This is a genomic window from Thiomonas sp. X19, from assembly GCF_900089495.1.
Taxonomy (GTDB): Bacteria; Pseudomonadota; Gammaproteobacteria; order Burkholderiales; family Burkholderiaceae_C; genus Thiomonas_A.
On the sequence record NZ_LT605203.1, the window covers coordinates 3,530,260 to 3,550,357 of the forward strand.

Genomic DNA, 20,098 nt, shown 5'->3' on the forward strand with positions numbered 1-20,098 from the left:
AGCCAGGCGCTCGCGAGATTTTGTAGCTCGCATCAAAAAGTTGATGAGGAATTGAGTTCCGTTCTGCAAAAGATTGGGAATGAGAGGAGGGAGGACAAAGCCCTGGCGTCTCTGGAGGAGGATAGGATTGGGCTCTCAAAAATTGGGATAGAGATTAAGGAGGGGCGCGTCCGCAAAACCCCGTGGCCCGTACCCCCAATGTCCGCTAAACCCCGTGGCGCGTCCGCCTAACCCCGTGGCGTGTCCGCCCAACCCCGTGGCCGGGGTCTCCTTAAGCTTCAAGCCTTAAAGAAAGGGCTTGGAGCCTTGATGGCTCCAGCCCCAAAAAAGACGTTGCCCAGGATGGGCGGTGAAACCGCCCATCGTCACGCGCTGGCGGCCCACAATTTCCCTAGCGTCGTAACCCACCCACACCCCGCCCCCGCGGGGCTGGGGAACAGGTCATGGGGTACGCGCAACGCCACAGCAACCGCCGCCAGGCGTTCAGTTTTCTGATTTTGGGCTCGGTAGCGATCTACGCCACGCTCACACTCGCCACAAACCCACTCTTCCCAGCCAAAGACAGGGCCGTGGCGGCCATTCTGGCCCAGGCCAAGGCCTACTCCCTGTTCCCGGCCCAGTGGGGCCAAGGCGGCCTCTATCAGGCCACCGCGGGCGGCGTCACTGCCCAGGCAAGCCAAGCCCAGGTGAGCGCAGCGCTGGCCCAAATCAAAACCACCCCACTGGCCACGATCTGGACAGACCGCAGCTTTATGCCCGCGCGAATCCTCGAACTCTGGATTTTCATATTTCCAGTCATGAGTATTAGCTTGTCAGGCGCGATTCTGTGGGCCTGGCACAAGTGGCGCACCAGGCAGCGTGCAAATGAAAAGCACGTGCGCGGCGCAAAAATCGAAGACTGGAGAAAATAATGGAGCATCAAAAGCTTGAAGAATCACGCCGAAATGCGGAACTGCAAAAGCGCCTAAATCGAGGTGGTCAGAATTTTCTGGTTTTGCTGTTTTTGCTCATGATTGCAGGAATGTTCCTTCTCGCCATTTTCAATGAATTCGCTGCGGTCGGGGTATGGGCTGGTTTGCGGATGGTCTTTGGGGTCGCGATATTTTTGGTATCGATTTGGGGTGTATTTATCGTGTCCGGCTTCATCATGGGCATCCTGCACCATATTTTCCACCGGCTTGGCCACGACCCTGAAGAGGAAGCCCGCGCCCAACCAGCCGGAACTCAGCATCAACGTGGCGCGCAGATTGAAGACCTGCGCGAGTAATCCAGCAAGAACCAAAGGAGAAAATCATGTTCTCGAAACACAAAACGGAAACATCCCCCGTCGCCAAAACAATGGGCAGCGCCGCCAAGGTCGTGGCCGCTGGAATCGGCGGTGAGGCCGCGGTGCTCGCGGTGAGTGCCATGGGACGGCTTCTCAAGATTTTTGGCACCGGGCGTGTTAAGTCTCAGAAAGAAAGCGCGCCACAAGCCACGCATCAGCGCGGCGCGAAAATCGAAGATTTGCGCGATTAGTGTCAAAAAGGAGAAACCATGTTCTTCAACAAAAAGTTCAAGCAAACGCCCGTTGCTCAGGCGGTTGAAGCGAAAGAAGAAACCGACATTATGATCGGCAAGGCGCTTATTCCAGCCATCGCGGAGCCGACGCATTTTCTGGTTTGCGGCTCAATTGGCAGCGGGAAAAGCTTGATTATCAACAGGAGCATCAAGGCGGTTCGTGCGCGGAATCAACCCGCCGTGATTATCGACCCGGGCGGTGAGGTGATGTCCTCTCTGGCCCGGCCAGGAGATGTCATTCTTAATCCACTGGACAAGCGAGCGAAGCAGTGGGACATTTTCGGCGAAATCGACGGGCCGTGGGATCATGACCGCATGGCCAAGGTTTTGTGTCCAAGCGGTGCTGCGGCGTCGTCCTCAGAGGAATGGCGTGGTTATGCGCAGGGACTTTTGAGCGCGATCATTGCACGTCTTCACGGGCAAAATGAGAGCATCAAAGAGCTTGTGCGCCTCGCAACAACCGCCGATGCTGCGGAGTTGGGCAATTTTGTCGCTGGCAAACCGGCCGCGGCACTATGCGCAAAAGGCGCGGATAAAATGCTCGCGTCTGTGCGCGGCATCCTGGGGTCAGTTTTAGCCCCCTGGCAATATATGCCGTCGGACCGGGAGAAATTCACGTTCCAGAAATGGCTGGAAAGCCCACAGGGCATTATCTGGCTGCCAGCCCGCGCCGATCACCGGAGCCTTTTGGCCCCGATGTTTTCAGCGATGGTCGGCAGTTTCGTAACGTCGCTATTATCTCTGCCCCCGAAATTGGACCGCCGTGTCTGGGTTTTTCTCGATGAAATGCCGAGCCTGGGCCGGATCGAGGGTATTCAATCCGCGTTGGCCGAAGGCCGCAAGTTCGGACTATGCGGCGTCATCGGCTTGCAAAGCATTTCTCAAATCCGGAGCATTTATGGCCGGGAAGAAACTCAATCACTGATGTCTGTGATCCGCAATTGGGTCATCCTGAATCAGTCCGACCCGGACAGTTCAAAATACTTTTCTGACGCACTGGGTCAGCAAGAGATTATCAGGCCGCAGCATTCTCAAAATGACAGTGGCGTGAGCACATCGTATCAATACACCACTCAGCCGGTCATTCTCCCAAGTCAGTTAACTGGCCTGCCCACGCGTCAAGCATTTTTGCGCATTTCAGGAGAACCCACGATCAAACACATTTCCGTGCCGATCATCCAAATGCCAAAAATCTGTGAACCGTTCATGCGCGGCGATATTTCCAGCGCTGGGTAACAGTGAACGGCATGCAAATGCCGCCCCTGATTTGAACCAAACCAAAGGAGATTTACAATGAACACTCAAGCACAAACCCCAGAAGAAAACGATCGGCCGCAAAAAAACAAATTCCAGCAGGAAGTGGAATCAATGCGCGCCATTCGTGATAAAAACGATGCCGAGATTCTGAAAGGTTCCATCGATTATCAAACCAAGGGCCTGAGCCAGACAACTGCCGATCTGGCAGAATATGGTGCGTCGATCTGGCAAGGCGATCATCTCAAAGCAGACGGCACTTGGGGATCTCGTGCCGTCGTTTTGGAAGTCAATGGGCAGTATATCCCAGGCTTTGAAACCGCCGACCACAAAATTGATTTGCTGACCGACGGCATCACCAGTGATCCAGAAAAGGCCCGCGAAGTCGCAGAATCCTACCATTATCACGCCACCTATTCCGGCCCGGAAATCACGCCGCCTGAATATCTGCCAAGCGTGGATAAACAGCCAATGGAGTTTATCCCACTGGAGGTGCCGCATGAAATGGCTGCCGAAAATGCCCCGCTGGAAGCCGATCATGCGCGGGATGCCGAGGCTGAATGGCTGAATGACGGAGAGGCTATGGAGCCGCTCCCCTCGCAGCCATTATTTCTCAGTGACGACGAATTCGTGCGCGATTATGGCCCAACCGACCACGAAGATTTTAACCGCGAAGGCGCTAACCAAACCGAGCCGGAATTGGACGATGGCGGTGGTTATGACATCGACATCGATTAAACCCACGGCTCACTAATCGAAGCCAGGCCCGCAAAGCGCGGGCCTTTTCATGCCACGAACGTGCTAACCGTGGGGTTGCTTCGTGACATTACCCCGTGGATAACAGGAGAGACGTTATCCACCGGCGCAACCTAGCACCACCCCACGCAACAGACATAATCTCGACCCCAACCCCTGAGGCGGGTCGTGGCTGTGCCTGCTGCGCAGTCCCATCCCCTCACACCTGACCCACCTAAGGTGACACAGAAAGGCTCAAGACCCGCAGAAACAAAGGCCCGGTGCCGTATACACGCCGTCTACAAACATTATCTTGCAGCGAGCCTATCTCGTTGATCCGTAACGACTTTTTGCCCGTATACAGTTTTGCGCGCGCTGACATTCCGCGCAGATATTTCCAGGCCAACGTATCTCCAGCATAGGAGAAGCCCGACCATGACTAAATCTCAAATCGTTCATGCACGACTGACAGACGTCGAAGCAGCCGCTTTCGCTGCCCAGCCTGGTGCGACCGCCAGCGAGAAACTGCGCGGCCTTATCAATAATACCCAGCGTCAATCCGCGATGATTGCCGCATTGCTGGCGCAATCTCAACAGATGAGCAAAACCCTTGATAATCTCGCCACGGCCAAGGAAGGCCAAGGCGGCGGCGTTTCAGAGGCCGAGTTTCGCGCCGCGCTCTGGAAAATCGCAAACCTCATTAGCGCTGTGATGGACGGCATTCAAAGCCCGCAGAAAATCACCAGCGAAAACTACCGGCAAACCGCGTATCAGTTTGGCCAACAAATCCGTACCGGAGAATATTGAAATGCTCTCAATCGCCGTCAAAACCGCCGCAGGAGCGGTGTCGTACTATATTCACATGCAGGGCGAGGCTTCGAATAAAGAGGCCAGCACGGAGGATTATTATGCCGCTGAGGGCGTCGGTTACTGGGCTGGCGCCGCGTGCGAACAACTCGGGGTTTCATGCCAGGTCACGCCCGAGCAATTCAGCGCGCTCTGTAATGGCTTCGATGCAAACGGCCAACCTCTTGTCCAAAATGCCGGTGATTCAGACCGTCGTGCTGGCTGGGATTGCACATTTTCAGCGCCTAAATCCGTTTCTCTGGTTTGGGCCAATGCCGATAAGGATACGCGCGAGGCGATTGAAAAGGCCCACGCACAGTCCGTTGAAAAAGGACTTGAATTTATCCAGGACAAAGCCTCGTATTCCCGCCGTGGCAAAGAAGGCCATGCAGAGGAAGAGGCTGATATTGCCGTCGCGGTATTCCAGCATGGAACCTCGCGCGAGCGTGATCCGCAATTGCATTCCCATGCGTTTGTCGTTAATGCCGCAGTGCGCGAAGATGGTACGGTCGGAACGCTGCAAGGTCGGCATTTTTTCGATTGGAAAATGGCCGCTGGCGCTTTATACCGGGCTGAGCTTGCCAGTGAAATGCAGAAACTTGGTTATGCCGTGGAACGCGATGGTTCCAGTTTCCGCTTGACCGATGTTTCAACCGATGCCGAGCGCGAGTTCAGCAAGCGCCGCGTACAAATCGAGGAGGCATTAAAAGAGGCTGGAATGACTGGCGCAGCGGCAAGCTCAGTCGCCGCATTATCCACCCGCCAGGCCAAGGGCGATATCGATATTGAAGCACTACGCCAGCAATGGCAGGATGCAGGCAAGGAGTTCTGTTTGGATAACGTGCCAATGCACGACAGAATCACGCCGCTCGATAAACCAGCCTTGGCCGATATTCTCCGCGAAGCGCACACGAATAAATCGGTTTCGCGAGAGCAGGATATTTACACCGCAGCATTTCAGGCCGCGCAAGGCGTGGGTGATGCAGAACAGGCCCACAACCTAGCCCGCGAATCATTCGACGAAGCTGTGAATATTGGTGCAGGCAAAGACGGCAAGACGCGTTATTCCACACAAGAGATTATCGCCGCCGAGCGTTCGATTATCGATAACGCCGCGAAGCTCGCCGTCGCTGAGCCCCACCAAGCCATTCCATTGCGTCCTGCAACTGAGGGCGGCTTCCAGTTATCCCCTGAGCAGCAAGCCGCGCGTGAAAATCTCGCGGGTGCTGGTGGCATTAAGGTTTTGGTCGGTGATGCTGGCACGGGCAAATCGACCTTGCTTGCAGAAGTCCGCCAGGATTATGAGCGGGCCGGGTATCAGGTCATCGGCTGTGCGCCCAGTGGCAAGGCCGCTGCTGGATTATCGGAATCGGCAGGCATTAAAGCTAAAACGCTGGACCGCCTGTTACTGGATATTCAGCGCGGCGAAACCGCCCTGCACGCAAAATCGCTGATCGTGATCGACGAAGCGGGAATGGTCGATTCCCGCAAAATGGCCGCGATGATGACCGCAGCGGAATCGGCAGATGCCAAGATTATCGCGGTTGGAGATTGGAAGCAGTTGCAGCCAGTGGGTAGCGGCGCGACATTCGCAGCCCTGGCAGAGGCCCATGGTGATCCAGCCAGGTTGCAAGAGATTTTTCGCCAGCGCGACGAATGGCACAAAGGCGCTGTGTCCAATATGTCCAAGGGTGATGCAGCGGCAGCTATGTCTGGATATATGGACCGTGGTTTGGTTTCCATTGAAAACACGCACAAGGCCGCGGTGGCGGCTGTGGCAGAAAAGCTGATCGAAGCACGCAAGGATGTCGGGGCGGATCAAGTCATCGGCCTGGCCAGCACAAATGCTGCTGTGAACGACATCAACAAAGCAGTCCGGGAGCGGCTGATTGAGGCAGGAGAGATTACCGACGTGCGGAGAATTGAAACCGCATCCAAACAACTGGATGTCGGAATCGGTGACCGCCTTTTGGTCACAAAAAACGACAGCGAAACCGGGCTGAGAAACGGCGATATTCTCACAGTGAAGGGTATCGATGAAACCGGCCATGCATGGGTTCATGTGGACCGTGGCAGCCAGGAATTCACTGCGGATTTATCTAGCCTTGAGCTAAACCATGGTTTCGCCATTACCACGCACAAAGCGCAAGGCGCGACCGTTGACAAGGCGATTATTTTGGGCAGTGAACACACCTCGAGAGAGGCGGCCTACGTGCAGGCAAGCCGCGCTAGGGATGAAACCCAGTGGGTTTTCAGCGCCGCGAAGGTTGAGAAACTGGCGCAGAGCATTGAAAACGACACCCCGCCAACCGGGAAGATGCGTGATTTTGCCGAGAATTTGGAGCAAAAGCGGCTAGAAGCTGGGCTTCAGCCCAGTTTGACTGAAGACCACCGCGCGAGCTTCACAGCGTGCCGCGAGTGGCTGAACGCCAATGCGTATTTTTTGCAGGGTGATACCCCAGGCGGCCCGATGGACCCGCGTCTGGCCGACCTCAAGCAGACCATCGAGTCCATGAGCCGCAGCCAGCAAAAAGAAAGCACGCTGGATTATCTAGATGCATCCAAAACTGCGGACAAGAGCGCCGACCACGAACCCGAGCGCGACATGAGCAAGGATGGCACCGACATGGGCGAGTAACCCAAGTCAAACCAACGCACTTTCAGGCCGAAATCAGCAAACGGGGCGGTGAAACGCCGCATCCTTTGGCCTAGCCGAGTCAAACCAACGTAGATACGTGCCGAAATCTGGCGAGGGGATCGTGAAACGCGACCCCGTTGAGCCTTAGCCACGTCGCACCAACGCAGTTGACTGGCGGAACCCGCCGCGGTGGGGCGGTGAAACGCCACCCCACCGCTTCAGCATTTCAATCTCGCGCGAGATATTTCCAGAGTTCAGTATCTGTTCATCAGAGCCGCAATATCCCAAAACCACCCCTGGAGAAGCTGATGAAACCCGTCGATTTTGAAAAATTCGCCGCCCAACTCGATTACCTCGAAGCCTTCGCCAACGATTACAACCCGGACGCCGACGAGGGCCAGCAACTGCTGGCCGAGTTGGCAGAAGCGCTGCTTGAAAACCCCCACGCCCCCGCGCTGGACTATCACCAGATCCAGATTGCGAAAAAACTGGTCCTGGCACACCTGGGCGAGCCGCACAAAATCGGTCCGATCTGGACCAGTTTCATCCGCGACTGCCTCCACCGCTTGGATGCATGGGAGGCCATGCGCTTATCCACCCGCGATTACCACCGCGCCCATGGGGTGGAGTGAAGCCATGCGCAAATATTTTTCCACCCTCGCCGTCCTGGCAGTCCTGATTTACGGCCTGGCCGCCGTCTTCACCGCTGAGCAATTCCAGCCCGGCGTGCGCGGCCTGGCCCGTGTCCTGGTCATCCACAAGATGGCCCCAAGCTGGGCACAACCTGCGCACTTCCACTGGACCGTCCAAGGCAAGCCACAGGCCGCCACCCCCGCAAAGATCGATGCGTATCTGGCCGACGCCAAGAAGACGTCCGAGTTTGATTTTTGGACGCAGCGCGAAGTCTATTTTTCGCCCGTGATCCTGGCTGATCTGTGGCTCTACGCCCTGCCCTGGCTATCGCTTTGGGCCAGCTTCAAGCTGCTGAACGCATGGCTAACCATCCGGCGGCTGTCGCGCCCCTGAATTTCCAGGCTTGTGTACCAAGACATCAAACCTCAGGAGAAAACGATGAGCACCGAAACCGAAGACAAACGCGAGTTGACCGCGGCCGACAAGCACAACCTGGCGCGCGTCGCCAAGATGACCAAGGCCGAGAAGGCCGCGGCCACGGACTGGGAAAAGGACTTTCTCAAAAAAACCGGCGAGCGTTACGCCAAGTGGAAGGACAAGGTCTTTTTGTCCGAGAAACAGTCAGCAGCCCTCGCCAAGATCGTGGCCGCCCTGGACGCACCCGACGGCGACGATCTGCCCGACCCGAACGCAGATTAGCGCCATGCAACCTCGCAATCACGTCGCCCTCGCGCTGCTCAAGCGCGGCGGCGGCACCAAGTCTCACACCAAGTCCCGCAAGGCGCTGCGCCGTGCGGAGAAGATGCAAACCCAAAAGGAACCGTCATGAAACTGAACGCCAAAACCTTCACCATCGCCGCTGTGGCTGCGGCAATTTTTGGTCTCGCCATCGGCGCGGCCATGGGCCAGCAACACCAGGCCGCGCAAGTGCATGCAGAACTGCAGCCCTCCTCTGTCGCGCTCCGGCCCGATCCCGTGCCCGTCAAGCCCGGCGGTAACTTTGCCGTGATGGTGACTCCGGGGCCTGACAGCCTTTTGCGCCTGGCCCTGGACACGCGCAACGTGGAGAGCCTCGCTGCGGCCCACAACTTCAAAGTCGCCGTCGCTGCCGTGTGCGACGCGAAATGCCAAAAAAAGCTGCAAGCCTTGCCAAGCCTGGCAATGACAGCACAAAGTTTTGGCGTGCAATTCGTGCCTGGCAACCGCGCAACGCTAAAAAAGTTGGTCGCCGAAGGCTGGACCGAAGAGACGCTTTACTGACCAACAAACGCCCCACCCACCCAAGCCCGCCGCGTGCGGGCTTTTTTGCGCGCGAGATATTTCCATGGCCGCGTACCCCAGCAAGCAAACAAAAGGAGCTTGCCATGGCGTCGCGCTACATCCCCATTGATCAATTCATCGAAGAGGCTCACGCCTACCAGCGCCGGCGCCGCAAGGCGCGGATGCTGGCGATCATCAAAACCATCGCCACGCGCCTGCTTCTCATCCTGGCCGGGCTCGCCATCATCTCACTCGGTTGGTGGACATTCCCCAGCACTGCGGGGGCTGCGGAACTGGCAACCCCTCGCGCCGCCCCTGCCGCGAGCCGCTGGTCCCTCGACATCAGCACAGTCAGCTATCACCTGCGCCAATGGGCACGGGACAGCCTCAATCAGGACAACCCAGGGCTGGGCCTCGAGTATCAGGCCACGCCCACCTGGGGACTAGCGGGCGGTTTCTACAAAAACAGCTACAGCCGCACATCGGCTTACCTGCTGGCGTCCTACACGCCCCTGCACCTTGCCCTGCCAGCCCGCTGGAGCGTGAGCGCCGGCCTCGCTGCGGGCCTGGTGTCTGGCTACACCAGCGCCGAGGCGCCAGCGCGCCCGCTGGCCCTGGCAGCCCTTCTCCAAGTGCGCAACCAGCATGGCTGGGGCTTCAACCTGCTGGGCATCCCCAACGCCGGGCAGAGCGCTGGGTTTATCGGTTTGCAACTGGTAGCGCCGCTGTGAACGCGCGCCCCCACTCCACCACCCAGCGTCTGTCGGTCTGGGCCGCCGCTGGCGTCGCCCTCGCAATCGCCCTTTTTGTCTACCAGCCCGGCCTGGGCCTGTGGGCCGCAAGCGCGGTGCTAGTCCCCCTGGGGATCTGGATCGACGAGGGCATCGACCCCCGCAAAGCCATCGCAGAAACCGTCGCCATCGTTGCTGTCGCCGCGTGCCTTAGCACGGTCTGGCTTGCCAACTTCCCAGCCCCACTGTTGCAAATCTCGCAAGGAGCCAGCCATGCAAACCACTTTTGAAGCCATCGCCTACACCCTCGCCACAGCGGCCCTGCTTGCCGGGGCGTTGCCGTTGCTCATCTTCTTTTTCAACCGCCAGGCGGGCCGCAAAGGAGCGCGCCAGCGCTAGCCAATTTCCAGGCGTCTGTATTCAAACAAGCAGCAAGCCCAGCGGGTGGTGGCGGTTGCGGCGCATTTTGAATCCTGCATGCGCAAAACCCCCGCAGACGGTGCAGCCAACTCCAAATGGCGGCGAGCCGTCCGACAGCAAGGTGTCGTGATTCAGACCCAGGCCAGGGCCATGCACCTGGCCGATCCAACCAGGAGCACGTCATGCACCACACCAAGAAATCCATCATCGCCGCCGTGCTGTTCTGCGCGGCGTTTGACAGCCACGCTGCACAAGTTCAGCAGCCCCAATCTTTTTTCATGCCACCGCCTGTTGTATTGAAGGCCGAGCCGGTGAGCGCCAAGTCAGGTGCGAATTTTGTGACGGTCGTGACCAGCCATGAAGGCCTGATGAGGCTGGCTTTGCGGGCGCGCGATGCGCATGACTACGCCGCCAGGCATGGCTATGCAATCTCCATCGCTGCCGTTTGTGATCCGAATTGCCAAGTCCTCCTGGAGGACCTGCCCAGCGTGGCCATGGCCGCCCAAAGCTTTGGGGTGCAGTTCATACGGGGCGATGCCACAACTGTCCAGCAGCTTGTCTCACAAGGCTGGATCAAGGGTCCGAGCTATTGACCGCTTCAGCCAGCGGTCCGGGCGGTGCCAACACACAAGGAACACATCATGCAATCGTTCAAAACCATTGTCATCGCCGCCCTGCTGGCGGCATTCATTGCCCCGGCGTGGGCCGCCAGTGGCGGCACGGCCACGGGTGCCAGCGTGCCCAGCGCCAACGTCACGCAGCAAGACGCCTACAACAACATCTCCGAGGGCACTAACTCGACCGCTGGCCAGGCAGGCACCGGGCAATCGGGCAACATTTCCATCGGCCTGGCCTCCAACAGCGGTGGCTCGTGGGCAGGCGCGTCGAACAACATTGCAGTTGGAACCTTGTCCGCCGCTGGTACCGGCCTGGGTTCGCCCAACAATGTTGCCATCGGCGCGTACGCGGCCAGCGGCACCAACGGCACCCAGGACAACGCCAGCCTTGGCTACGGCGCAGCGGCCAATGGCGGGTTCGGCCTGGCGCTGGGGTATGGGGCATCCAGCACGGGCACAAACAGCGTGGCCATCGGCGCAGGCAGCAGCGACGGCGGCGCGTTCAACGTGTTCAGCGTCGGTGCCGTCGGCAACACCCGCACCATCACCAACGTCATGGCCGGGCTGGTGTCATCGACCAGCACCAACGCCGTTAATGGAGCGCAGCTTTTTTCTGTTCAGGAACTGGCATCGCAAGCCATCACCAACGCCGCGACAGCCCAGAGCACCGCCACGGTTGCGCAGCAAGAGGCGGGCGGCGCGCTGACCACAGCGGCTAACGCAGCGAACCTGGCGACCACAGCGCAGGCATCCGTCGGCGCGCTTGCACAGCAGGCGGCGACCGTGCTGGGCGGCGACTCCAGTGTGAGCAATGGCGCGATCACCAGCCCAAGTTACGTCGTCGGCCCGAGCGTTTACAACACAGTGGGCAGCGCGCTGAACGCCCTCAACAACACCACCATCAGCAACGCTCAGGCAGCGGCGAACGCGCAATCCAGCGCCAACTTTGCGCAGAGCGCAGCGACCACCGCGCAGGGCACAGCCAACTACGCCCAGGTCTTGGCCAACAACGCTTTGAATGGCGTGGCGGCGGCGAACACCAGCATCGGCGTGGTGAATAGCGAGGTGTCGGCGAACACCACGAACCTTCAAATCCAAGGCGTAGCGATCCAGCAAAACCAGCTTGCCACCCAGGCCGCACAGACCACGGCAAGCCAGGCCTTGGTGCTGGGGCAGAACAGTGCCCAGTACACCAACGCTGGCAAGAGCCTCACGCTCAACAGCAACAACGGCGCGGGGACTTTGGTGCAAAACGTCGCCCCGGGCATCGCGTCAACGGATGCCGCCAACGTGGGCCAGGTCCTGGCCGCGCAGTCGGCAGCCGTGAACCAGGCCAACGCTTACACCACCGCGACCATCGCGCCCGTGGCCACCACCGCCAACACGGCCCTGGCCACCGCGCAGACCAACAGCCAGCAGATCATCACCCTGCGGACCGTGCAAACCGCGCAAGGTCAAGTCATTGGGATGGTCCTCAATGGCGTGGCAGGCATCTGCAAACAGACCGGCAACACGCTGACTTGCGCGCAATCTCAAGCCAAAGGCGAAGGGGCTTTGGCTGCCGGGGCTGGGGCGGATGCTGGGTATGCAGGAAGCCTCGCGCTGGGCACTGGCGCGACCATCACCCAGAGCAGCGGTCAAGACAGCAACACTGTGGGCGCTGTCGCCATCGGTACAGGCGCCAAGGCCAACGCCGACCCGGCAACGGCCATTGGCTTCCAAGCCAACGCCGCGGGTGCAAACTCGGTGGCGCTGGGCTACCAGGCCACCGCCAATGGCAATAACTCGGTTGCACTGGGGGCTGGCAGCGTCGCCAACCGCGACAACTCGGTGAGCGTGGGCAGCAGCTCGCAGCAACGCCAAATCACGAATGTTGCCCCGGGCACCGCGCCGACCGACGCGGTGGACCTTGGCCAGGTGGAAGGGCTGTTGCAAGGCATGGGCAGCGGGGTGCTCACACAGGCTGATGCTTACACCAGCGCAGCCGTGGCGCAGGCATCCGCCCTCGCACAAACGCCCGTCTTCGGGCCGAGCGGCAACGCCCTGACGGCCGCGATGGGGAGCTATGCAGGCTATTCAGCCGTAGGAATCGAGTACAGCCACATCCTGACCACCGACGCAGCGCGGCCTGCCTTCATCAGCGTAGGTCTCGCGGCCAATGATGGCGGTGCCCCGGCCTTGTTTCACGCCGGCCTGTCCATGGGCTGGTGAACAGCCATGGCCAAGGTTTTCGCCCTGTGGTGGCCAGGACGCGCAACGGTCCCGGCCGACCGCGCCTGGATCAACACCACGCGCCAGTTCCCGCGCCCCAGGGTGAGACATGGAAGCCTCGAAGCGGCGATGCTCGCCGCCGAGCGGTTCGCCGCGATAGGCGCGGCACGCCCGGTCCTCATCCAGCAGACTGGCCCCAGGACATGGGAGCGATTGCCGCCGGAGTTTCAGCCCCGCCAACACTGAGCCGCGCCAGATATTTCCAGCGGCTTGTAGCAGATCAAGGGCAGCAACAGCGGCCCGCAACCCACGGAGATTTTCAAATGATTGCAACCCTCATCAAAACCATCGGCGGCCTTCTCATCATCGCTGGCATCTCTCTCGCGATCCACGAACTCAACCAAATGATGGACGCCAGCAACCCCGTCACCAGCGGCGTCGTGCTGGCCCCCATCAGCGCCCGCTGAGCCAGCGGCGCCCCACGCCAACCGGAGAACACCATGCAACGCGAAGAAGCCCGCGAGGCGCTGGCCTCGCTTCTCGACAACATCAATGCGATCAACGCGGCGCACATTTCCATGAAGTGCCCAGCGCACCGCGGGGGGCTCACGGCCAGTCTTGAGGTCACGCTCGTGGCGGGGCGGCTGCACATGCACTGCATGTGCGGCTGCACTCAAGACCAAATCCTGGCGGCCGTGTACGGTCCTAGGCAGGAGGAAAGGCCGATGGATCGTTTCGATGAGTTCATCAACGCCCTCGCCGCCTGATTTTCCTCTCCGACGTACCGATGCACGGGCCACAAGACCCGCACCAACCCTCAATCTTCAGGAGCAGCAAATGGATTCCATCACCGCACGCATCGTCGCAGCCATGCTCAGCATCGCCGCCTTCGCCGGCATCGGCGCCGCGGCCTACGCGACGCTGCAAACATCCGCCCAGGCCACGGCCATCCAGACGAAGTTTCTGGCCACGATGCCCAAGCTGCCCACCCCACTGCCCGCCGCATCGGCGGCGTCGGCGAAGTGACGAACAAAAACAACCAGGACAAAAAGTCTGCGGCAACCAGGGCTGGAAAGATCGACGAAGCCCGCCGCCTCGCCAAGGAGAAATCATGAAGACCAACGTGAGTGTGATTCAAAAGTTGCTTTCACAAGCGCACGAAGCTGAGCAACGGCAAGCCGCCCTGCTGGCCCAAAAACAGGAGCAGTACAGGCATGCGCTGAGGCTGCTGAACGATCTGCAGGCTCACATCATCCACTATCAACAGCGCCAGCACGCCATGGGCTGCAGCGTGGCATGGGGTGAGGCGCAAGCCATGCGCGATTTCATTGACACGCTGAGGACTGCCGTGGCCGCTCAGCGCGTCGAAGTCAACCGCCTGCAATCCATGCTCGACGAACAGACCAAGGCATGGACCGCCACACGCCAGCGCGTGAAGGCGCTGGAGCAATTGGTATCCAAGCGCCGCGCCACAGCGTTCGCAACGCAGCGCCAGCGTGAGCAGGCCGAGCTGGATGACTGGCTGCTGCACCAGCCATCGCAGCGCGCAGCCTGAATCACCGACCACCCAAACCAAACCCAGGAGAACATTATGAAAGAAGACCAGATGATTCAAACCATCATCCAGCTCGCAAAAGTGGCGCGTCATGAGGGACTGCGCGGCGTGCTGCCGTTCACAGAACTGATGCCGGATGCCTTCGGCCGCCGGGGGGTGACGATGCTCGGGCTTGGCGCCGAGCCCGACGGCATTCGCGATTTTTTGGGGGTGGCTGCGGCGCGCGAGGCCAGGGTCAAAAAGATGGTGATCGAGGGGCTGGCCGGGATCGCCGATGGCGAGAACCCCGAAGTTCTGGAGGCGCGGCTGCGTCTGATCGCCGGGCTGGAGAAGGCCTGCAACCAGCTCGCGCTCGCTCAAAAAACCTGAGCGACGGAGCGAACCCATGAATGAAGCAAAACCGGACCCCCGGCAGGAGTTCCTGGACCAAGTCATCGATGCCATCGAGTGCGGCCGGCCGGTCCCATGGGACCAACTATGGACGGGGGACGCCGGCCCACAAAACGCGGTTTCAGGGCATGAATGCCAGGACCAGAGGTTTCTGTCTATCAAGGACGCGATGGCGCGCGACGGCCTGAAATTTGAGACCGGGAGCGCGGCGTTTTACCTGCGCGACACCGACAGCGTGGTCACGCCACCTGCAAACGCCTTCAAAGATGTGGGGGGCTACCAGGCGACCGTTTTGCACGAAATTGGGCACGCGACCGGCGCAGCGCACAGGCTGAGCCGCGACGGCATCACAGGCGACCATGCCCTCGGCAGCGAAGGCTACGCCAAAGAGGAATTGCGCGCCGAATTTTTCAGCGTTTTTATCGCGATGGAGACGGGTATTGAAAGAGAGCGCGATGAACGCCATGCCACCTACCTCAAAAACTGGGTTGCTGTGGCGACTGATGACAAGAGCGAGTTTCTCGAGGCCGCCGCGGAGGCGGCCAGGGCCGTTGATTACGTCATCGGCAAAGAGCGCGAAATGCTGCAGGAGCGCGAGGCTACACAGGCTGAGGCTGGGCGCGAATTCGACCTTGGTCTATAGACGGCGATATTTCCAGGGCCGCGTACCCATGCAGGGGCGGCAATCGCCGTCCCGCCCAACCTTCGCATCGAAAGGACATCATGGAAACTCAAATCACCCCCACCCCAGAAGCCACCGGCCAGAAGGTCGCGCTGCATGTCTGCCCGACCATGACCAGGTCTGGTTTCTGGTGCCGCCGTTGGCACACCTTCAAAGTCGTTATCGGCGAGGACCCGCTCGGCCCGCGCGGCGGGCACTCCGGTTCCTGGGGGGCCGGCCGGGTTGTCTGCAGCACCACCAAGCCCGCCGAAGCCAATGAATTTTTGGAGCGTTACGCCAAGCGGCACGGTTGCCAGATCGTTTAGTTCTAAACCCAAAAAGCCCGCTTCGGCGGGTTTTTTCTTGCCCACCGGGCATGCATTGCCGCTGATTTTCCGAGCCCCCGTATCAGTGCACGGGCCATGAGGCCCGGTCAACTGGAGTATCCCACCATGAACAAACTCATCATCCCTGCTGCCCTAGCCATGCTGCTCACCGGCTGCGCCGGCGTGCCGCCCATGTTCGGCGGCTCGCCTTCGTCCAGCGCCCTGGCCTACGCCCCGGGCCAGGCCCAGCAGGCCCAGAGCGTGCAGCTCGGCACTGTAGTCGCTGTGCAGCCTGTGACCATCTCTGCCCCAGGCGGTGCCACCACGCCAGGCGGCCTGCTGGGCGCGCTGGCTGGCGGGTTTTTAGGCAGCCGGGTCGGCAACGGCAATGGCTCCAAAGTTGCGGCTGTCATTGGCGCCATCGCTGGCGGACTGGGCGGCGAGGCGGCCACCAATGCGGCCTACAAACAGTCTGGTGTGCAGGTTACGGTAAAGATGGCCGGCGGCGGGGATTTCGCCGTTACTCAGGCCGCCGACGTGCCGCTCACAGTCGGCGAGCGCGTGGAGGTCGTCGGCGGCTACGGCCAGCTCGCTCGCGTTCTGCCGATGCCAGCCACAGAGCAGCGGCCGTGATTGTCGTTTTGCGCCTCGATTACCTGGCGGTCACCGGGCCGCTGGTGCGACAGACCGAGCGGTACAACACGCTGGCGGGCGTGCCCACGGTGTGGGCGCGCCACATCACCTCGCAGCAATCCGCCCAGGTCATTTATGCCGAAGGCGTGGCGATCATCTACACACCGCGCACACACGAGGTTCTTTACTAATTTCCGGCGCGACGTAACAGGTCAAGGGCGGCAACCGCGGCCCTGCAAACAGGAAACAGCATGAACGCCCAAAACAAACTTTATCGCAACGCCGTGTTGCTCAAGACCAAGCCGAAGTCACGCCCGGTGCCGGAGCTGGCACCCCGGCGCGACCCGCTGATTTGGGCGCTGTTTGGCCCGAACTACAAACCCAAAGGAGCGAAATCATGAGCCAGAAAGTCAACGTCGATGCCTGCCTGCAGGCGCTGAGCGGCTGGCATCTTGCAGACCTTTGGGTTTGCCTGTCCGCGCACGAATTGTGGGAACTCGGCGCGATGCTCGCCGACCACGCAGACGGCGTGCCGACAGCGGCGCACCAGTATCCAGATGCCGAGCAAAGGCTCGGTTTCTGGGCCGAAAACTGCGGGCTGGACCCGGCCACCGGGGAGCGGGCGGCTGTTGAGCCCGACCCGGCGACGGGCGAGACTGAGGCCTTTTTTCTGGCGAAGGACGGTGCACGGATGATCGTGCGCGAACTGCAAACCCCTGTCCGGCGCGAAGGCAAGAAAGCTTGATGACCCGGCCACTACAGCCACTTCCCAGCCCGCCGCGTGCGGGCTTTTTCATGCGCGCTGCTCGCGCATGCCGGGTTTCGTTCCATCCCCTGCCAATCTGTTGTTCGAAGCCGCCCCGACCTGCGGCGCCTTGGCGCTCAAGCATCTGCCACGCCAGCCCTGCGGTCTGTCATGCCCGCTGCACGCGCCATGCCTGCGGCACCGGCTTGCAGGCTCGATCTGTGAGGCGGCTCCGAACAGCAGATCAACCACGGCAGGAGAAAGACGATGAACGAACCCCTACAAGTCAACAGCGAGGCTCACCAAGCAGCAGTTGTGCAAATCCCGGAGGCAACCCTGCACAAGCACTACCTGAGCGGTGAGTTCTTCATCACGGCAGAGGCAGCCCAGGCGCACGACATCGACGAGGTGCTGCGCTGGTTCAACGGCCCGCATGAGCCGGTGACCGTCGGCGACACGCGCGACATCGGGCACGGCCTGAAAGCCTATTTCGGATACGACGACAGCAAGCCGATGCGCAAGGCTCTCTTTGTCCGCATCTACTGATCCACGCACCCACTATCAGGAGCAATGCCATGACCACCCCCACCCACACCATCGCCGCCGACCTGTTCGGCGAGCCGATCCACACCTACACCCGCGCGCAGTCCATCGAGGACGGCATGCTGATCGATGTCAGCACCACCGCACGCGAGGCCGGCATCGTGTGGCCCGTGGCCCTCACATCCGCCGCGTGGGCCGACGCCTGCGCTTGGACCGACGCCGACGACAAGCGCAAGGGTGGCGGGGCGTGCTGGCAGAGCGAGAGCGGCAGGCTTTGGGATGTCGTGTGGATGGCATCGCGTGCGATCCGCGCAGGCCTGCGCCGTGGGCACGATGGCCGCGACCCGATCTTGTTTCAAGTCTTGCGCATCCCGCGCGATGGCCGGGGCGTTCGTCCCCGCCTGGCCACGCTCAAGCTGCAGGTCGGACCTGGCGACGCAGGCGAGCCGGTCATCACGATCATGCTGCCGAGCGAAGATTGAAAGCAGGCAAATTTGTACTAACATATTCGCATGCTCACCAAATTCGAATGGGACCCCGCCAAGGCGCTGGCCAACCTGCGCAAGCATGGGGTGCGCTTCGAGACGGCCATGCGCGTGTTTGCCGACCCGCTCGCATCGTCCAACCAGGACCGCATCGAAGGCGGTGAACCAAGGTGGATCACCATCGGCGTGGTGGAGGGCTATGTGTTGCTCGTGGTGGCGCACACCGTGCGCAACGAGGACGATGGCACCGAGATCATCCGCATCATCTCGGCCCGGCGCGCCGACCCGAAGGAAAGGAAAGACTATGAGCAAAATGGTTAAACATGCCGTGGACCTGGCCAAGCTGCCGCCCCTGACCGCCAGGCAGCGCAAGGAACTGGAGGCCCTGGCGGCGAAGCCTGACAGCGGTATCGATGTCAGCGACATCCCGGCGCTGGGGGATGCGTTCTGGAAGAACGCGGTGCGCAACCCGTTCTACAAGCCCACCAAGACGCCGACCACGGTGCGCGTGGACTCGGACGTGCTGCTGTGGCTCAAGTCCAAGGGGCGCGGTTACCAGACCAAGATCAACGCCATCCTGCGCGAGGCGATGCTGCGGGAGGTGGCGCCAGCCAAGCCTGCGCCGCGCGGCGAGCGGCACAGCAAGGCGGCTTGAAGAACTAGCCCAGCTTTGCCACAGGAGCGATCTGTCACTGCGCCGCGTTCCCACAAGGTTTTCCGGAGATCCTTGAAAAAAGACTCGGGCCAAGTGGGCCTTTGGGCCCACCCACTTCAGCCCAAAAGAATTGCGGTGGATTCCAATAAAGAAATTTATATATTGGAATCCACCGCAATTCTTTTCTTGGCCCGCCTAGCCTCGCAGCCTCACGATGCTGCACTGTGTGGTCAGGCCGCCGCTGCCAACTCCCCGAAAGTAGCCTTGGCGCACAGATCGGGGATGTACAGGCCTTCGTCGAGATCGGGCCAGTAAAGATCATGCCCGGCCCCCTCGACGTTCACCCGGGCGAGTTTCGTCGTTCCGGCCTGGGCGATGACGGCGGGCAGCAGGGCAAAGGGGATGGCGAATTCCGCCCCGTTGTCAAAATCGAGAACGAGGCGCTGCCTGCGCGTGTCCACGTGGACCGCAACCGCCCTGGGCTGCACCAGGTCAAGCGCGCGGCCGCGTTCAAGCGCGGCCTGGATGGATTGCTCAGAAGTCGCCATGCGCGATTATCCCAGCTTCGCCACCGCGCCCAAGTACCCAGCATGGTGCCGCAGCGCGTAGTCCTGGCGCGTGAAGCCACTGAGTTGGACGGCCAGCACCGCGAGCACATCGCCAATCACAGCCATGACCGTGGCCGATGTCGTGGGAGCCAGGCCCAGCGGGCAGACCTCGGCGGGATCTCCCGTCCACAGCACCAGGTCGGAAGACGTGGCAAGGGCTGAATCGCGCTTGCCCGTGATCGTGATGATCCGCACATCTGGGTGCAAACTCCTGGCCAGATGCACCAGCTCGACGACTTCCCGTGTCTTGCCCGAATTCGAGATGAGCAACAGGCAATCATGGACACCCAACACGCCAAGGTCGCCGTGCTGGGCCTCAAGCGGGTGTAGGAAGATCGATGGCACGCCGACCGAGCACAGCGTGGTCGCGATCTTCGCCCCGATGCCGCCCGCTTTGCCGACGCCGGAGACGACCACCTTGCCGCCGGCGCGGGCGGACTCCAAGAAGCGCTGAACAGCAGGCTCGAAAGGATTGTCCAGAGGGATGCTTTGAATGGCCGCGGCTTCGGCCGCGAGGATGGATTGGATTGCGTTTTGCATGATCGGATTATCAGGGGTCATCACTTTTCCGCTGGCGCGTAGTTGCTCATGG

General features: G+C 60.6%; 34 protein-coding genes. 32 read left to right on the forward strand and 2 right to left on the reverse strand.

Annotated features, from left to right (window positions below):
• Window positions 1-443 precede the first annotated feature (443 nt).
• The 32 genes from THIX_RS16970 to THIX_RS17110 all read left to right on the forward strand — a co-directional run bounded on the left by THIX_RS16970 (window position 444) and on the right by THIX_RS17110 (window position 18,898).
• A complete protein-coding gene (locus THIX_RS16970; protein ID WP_112487122.1) occupies window positions 444-911 on the forward strand; it encodes a hypothetical protein in 468 nt (155 codons plus the stop codon).
• A complete protein-coding gene (locus THIX_RS23165) occupies window positions 911-1,267 on the forward strand; it encodes a magnesium transporter (protein ID WP_146748601.1) in 357 nt (118 codons plus the stop codon). The genes THIX_RS16970 and THIX_RS23165 overlap by 1 nt, the downstream gene beginning before the upstream one ends.
• Before the next feature lie 26 nt (window positions 1,268-1,293).
• Complete coding sequence (locus tag THIX_RS16980; protein WP_112487124.1) at window positions 1,294-1,518, forward strand: hypothetical protein; 225 nt, start codon at window positions 1,294-1,296, stop codon at window positions 1,516-1,518.
• Between the two features lie 18 nt (window positions 1,519-1,536).
• Window positions 1,537-2,796: a type IV secretion system DNA-binding domain-containing protein gene (locus THIX_RS16985; protein ID WP_112487125.1), complete on the forward strand. Its 1,260-nt coding sequence runs from the start codon at window positions 1,537-1,539 to the stop codon at window positions 2,794-2,796.
• Window positions 2,797-2,853: 57 nt separating this feature from the next.
• A complete protein-coding gene (locus tag THIX_RS16990; protein WP_112487126.1) occupies window positions 2,854-3,552 on the forward strand; it encodes a hypothetical protein in 699 nt (232 codons plus the stop codon).
• Between the two features lie 432 nt (window positions 3,553-3,984).
• A complete protein-coding gene (locus THIX_RS16995; protein ID WP_146748572.1) occupies window positions 3,985-4,356 on the forward strand; it encodes a hypothetical protein in 372 nt (123 codons plus the stop codon).
• On the forward strand, window positions 4,325-7,033 hold the full coding sequence (gene mobF / locus THIX_RS17000; RefSeq protein WP_233224609.1) for a MobF family relaxase: 2,709 nt from the start codon (window positions 4,325-4,327) through the stop codon (window positions 7,031-7,033). The genes THIX_RS16995 and mobF overlap by 32 nt, the downstream gene beginning before the upstream one ends.
• Before the next feature lie 308 nt (window positions 7,034-7,341).
• Window positions 7,342-7,665: a hypothetical protein gene (locus THIX_RS17005; RefSeq protein WP_112487128.1), complete on the forward strand. Its 324-nt coding sequence runs from the start codon at window positions 7,342-7,344 to the stop codon at window positions 7,663-7,665.
• Between the two features lie 4 nt (window positions 7,666-7,669).
• Complete coding sequence (locus THIX_RS17010) at window positions 7,670-8,059, forward strand: hypothetical protein (protein WP_146748602.1); 390 nt, start codon at window positions 7,670-7,672, stop codon at window positions 8,057-8,059.
• Between the two features lie 45 nt (window positions 8,060-8,104).
• Window positions 8,105-8,365, forward strand: a complete 261-nt coding sequence (locus THIX_RS17015) for a hypothetical protein (RefSeq protein ID WP_146748603.1) — start codon at window positions 8,105-8,107, stop codon at window positions 8,363-8,365.
• 4 nt (window positions 8,366-8,369) lie between these two features.
• Window positions 8,370-8,495 carry a hypothetical protein gene (locus THIX_RS24635; RefSeq protein ID WP_256359987.1) on the forward strand — a complete coding sequence of 42 codons (126 nt, stop codon included), beginning with the start codon at window positions 8,370-8,372 and terminating at the stop codon, window positions 8,493-8,495.
• Window positions 8,492-8,926 (forward strand): hypothetical protein, encoded by a 435-nt coding sequence (locus THIX_RS17020; RefSeq protein WP_112487131.1) that lies wholly within the window; start codon window positions 8,492-8,494, stop codon window positions 8,924-8,926. Before THIX_RS24635 ends, THIX_RS17020 begins: the two co-directional genes overlap by 4 nt.
• 104 nt (window positions 8,927-9,030) lie before the next feature.
• Window positions 9,031-9,657 carry a hypothetical protein gene (locus THIX_RS17025; protein ID WP_112487132.1) on the forward strand — a complete coding sequence of 209 codons (627 nt, stop codon included), beginning with the start codon at window positions 9,031-9,033 and terminating at the stop codon, window positions 9,655-9,657.
• Window positions 9,654-9,947, forward strand: coding sequence for a hypothetical protein (locus THIX_RS17030; protein ID WP_112487133.1), 294 nt, complete (start codon window positions 9,654-9,656; stop codon window positions 9,945-9,947). Before THIX_RS17025 ends, THIX_RS17030 begins: the two co-directional genes overlap by 4 nt.
• Window positions 9,931-10,056: a hypothetical protein gene (locus THIX_RS24640; RefSeq protein ID WP_256359988.1), complete on the forward strand. Its 126-nt coding sequence runs from the start codon at window positions 9,931-9,933 to the stop codon at window positions 10,054-10,056. The genes THIX_RS17030 and THIX_RS24640 overlap by 17 nt, the downstream gene beginning before the upstream one ends.
• Before the next feature lie 203 nt (window positions 10,057-10,259).
• The gene (locus THIX_RS17035) at window positions 10,260-10,670 is read left to right on the forward strand and encodes a hypothetical protein (RefSeq protein ID WP_112487134.1); all 411 of its coding nucleotides are present in this window, start codon (window positions 10,260-10,262) and stop codon (window positions 10,668-10,670) included.
• Window positions 10,671-10,718: 48 nt separating this feature from the next.
• Window positions 10,719-12,905, forward strand: a complete 2,187-nt coding sequence (locus THIX_RS17045; RefSeq protein WP_158540933.1) for a hypothetical protein — start codon at window positions 10,719-10,721, stop codon at window positions 12,903-12,905.
• Window positions 12,906-13,228: 323 nt separating this feature from the next.
• Window positions 13,229-13,372 carry a hypothetical protein gene (locus THIX_RS23535; protein ID WP_158540934.1) on the forward strand — a complete coding sequence of 48 codons (144 nt, stop codon included), beginning with the start codon at window positions 13,229-13,231 and terminating at the stop codon, window positions 13,370-13,372.
• Between the two features lie 33 nt (window positions 13,373-13,405).
• Window positions 13,406-13,672, forward strand: coding sequence for a hypothetical protein (locus THIX_RS17055; protein WP_112487138.1), 267 nt, complete (start codon window positions 13,406-13,408; stop codon window positions 13,670-13,672).
• A gap of 70 nt (window positions 13,673-13,742) precedes the next feature.
• Window positions 13,743-13,931: a hypothetical protein gene (locus THIX_RS23540; RefSeq protein WP_158540935.1), complete on the forward strand. Its 189-nt coding sequence runs from the start codon at window positions 13,743-13,745 to the stop codon at window positions 13,929-13,931.
• A gap of 85 nt (window positions 13,932-14,016) precedes the next feature.
• A complete protein-coding gene (locus THIX_RS23545) occupies window positions 14,017-14,460 on the forward strand; it encodes a flagellar export protein FliJ (protein WP_158540936.1) in 444 nt (147 codons plus the stop codon).
• A gap of 36 nt (window positions 14,461-14,496) precedes the next feature.
• Window positions 14,497-14,829, forward strand: a complete 333-nt coding sequence (locus THIX_RS17065) for a hypothetical protein (RefSeq protein ID WP_112487140.1) — start codon at window positions 14,497-14,499, stop codon at window positions 14,827-14,829.
• 16 nt (window positions 14,830-14,845) lie between these two features.
• Entirely contained in the window at window positions 14,846-15,493 is a 648-nt protein-coding gene (locus THIX_RS17070) for a zincin-like metallopeptidase domain-containing protein (protein WP_112487141.1), read from the forward strand.
• An 80-nt stretch (window positions 15,494-15,573) separates the two neighbouring features.
• Window positions 15,574-15,837, forward strand: coding sequence for a hypothetical protein (locus THIX_RS17075; RefSeq protein WP_112487142.1), 264 nt, complete (start codon window positions 15,574-15,576; stop codon window positions 15,835-15,837).
• 126 nt (window positions 15,838-15,963) lie between these two features.
• The gene (locus THIX_RS17080) at window positions 15,964-16,470 is read left to right on the forward strand and encodes a glycine zipper 2TM domain-containing protein (RefSeq protein ID WP_112488433.1); all 507 of its coding nucleotides are present in this window, start codon (window positions 15,964-15,966) and stop codon (window positions 16,468-16,470) included.
• Complete coding sequence (locus THIX_RS17085) at window positions 16,467-16,661, forward strand: hypothetical protein (protein WP_112487143.1); 195 nt, start codon at window positions 16,467-16,469, stop codon at window positions 16,659-16,661. Before THIX_RS17080 ends, THIX_RS17085 begins: the two co-directional genes overlap by 4 nt.
• Before the next feature lie 60 nt (window positions 16,662-16,721).
• Window positions 16,722-16,871 carry a hypothetical protein gene (locus THIX_RS23550; RefSeq protein ID WP_158540937.1) on the forward strand — a complete coding sequence of 50 codons (150 nt, stop codon included), beginning with the start codon at window positions 16,722-16,724 and terminating at the stop codon, window positions 16,869-16,871.
• Window positions 16,868-17,215, forward strand: coding sequence for a hypothetical protein (locus tag THIX_RS17090; RefSeq protein ID WP_112487144.1), 348 nt, complete (start codon window positions 16,868-16,870; stop codon window positions 17,213-17,215). The genes THIX_RS23550 and THIX_RS17090 overlap by 4 nt, the downstream gene beginning before the upstream one ends.
• A gap of 267 nt (window positions 17,216-17,482) precedes the next feature.
• Window positions 17,483-17,761: a hypothetical protein gene (locus THIX_RS17095; RefSeq protein ID WP_112487145.1), complete on the forward strand. Its 279-nt coding sequence runs from the start codon at window positions 17,483-17,485 to the stop codon at window positions 17,759-17,761.
• A gap of 29 nt (window positions 17,762-17,790) precedes the next feature.
• Window positions 17,791-18,240 carry a DUF6573 family protein gene (locus THIX_RS17100; protein WP_112487146.1) on the forward strand — a complete coding sequence of 150 codons (450 nt, stop codon included), beginning with the start codon at window positions 17,791-17,793 and terminating at the stop codon, window positions 18,238-18,240.
• Window positions 18,241-18,270: 30 nt separating this feature from the next.
• A complete protein-coding gene (locus THIX_RS17105; RefSeq protein ID WP_112487147.1) occupies window positions 18,271-18,564 on the forward strand; it encodes a BrnT family toxin in 294 nt (97 codons plus the stop codon).
• Window positions 18,548-18,898, forward strand: a complete 351-nt coding sequence (locus THIX_RS17110) for a BrnA antitoxin family protein (protein ID WP_112487148.1) — start codon at window positions 18,548-18,550, stop codon at window positions 18,896-18,898. The genes THIX_RS17105 and THIX_RS17110 overlap by 17 nt, the downstream gene beginning before the upstream one ends.
• A gap of 230 nt (window positions 18,899-19,128) precedes the next feature.
• Here THIX_RS17110 and THIX_RS17115 read toward each other — a convergent pair whose 3' ends face one another.
• Together THIX_RS17115 and THIX_RS17120 are read right to left on the reverse strand one after the other, a co-directional pair.
• A complete protein-coding gene (locus THIX_RS17115) occupies window positions 19,129-19,446 on the reverse strand; it encodes a DUF2442 domain-containing protein (protein WP_112487149.1) in 318 nt (105 codons plus the stop codon).
• A 6-nt stretch (window positions 19,447-19,452) separates the two neighbouring features.
• Entirely contained in the window at window positions 19,453-20,046 is a 594-nt protein-coding gene (locus THIX_RS17120; RefSeq protein ID WP_112487150.1) for an SIS domain-containing protein, read from the reverse strand.
• Window positions 20,047-20,098 lie beyond the last annotated feature (52 nt).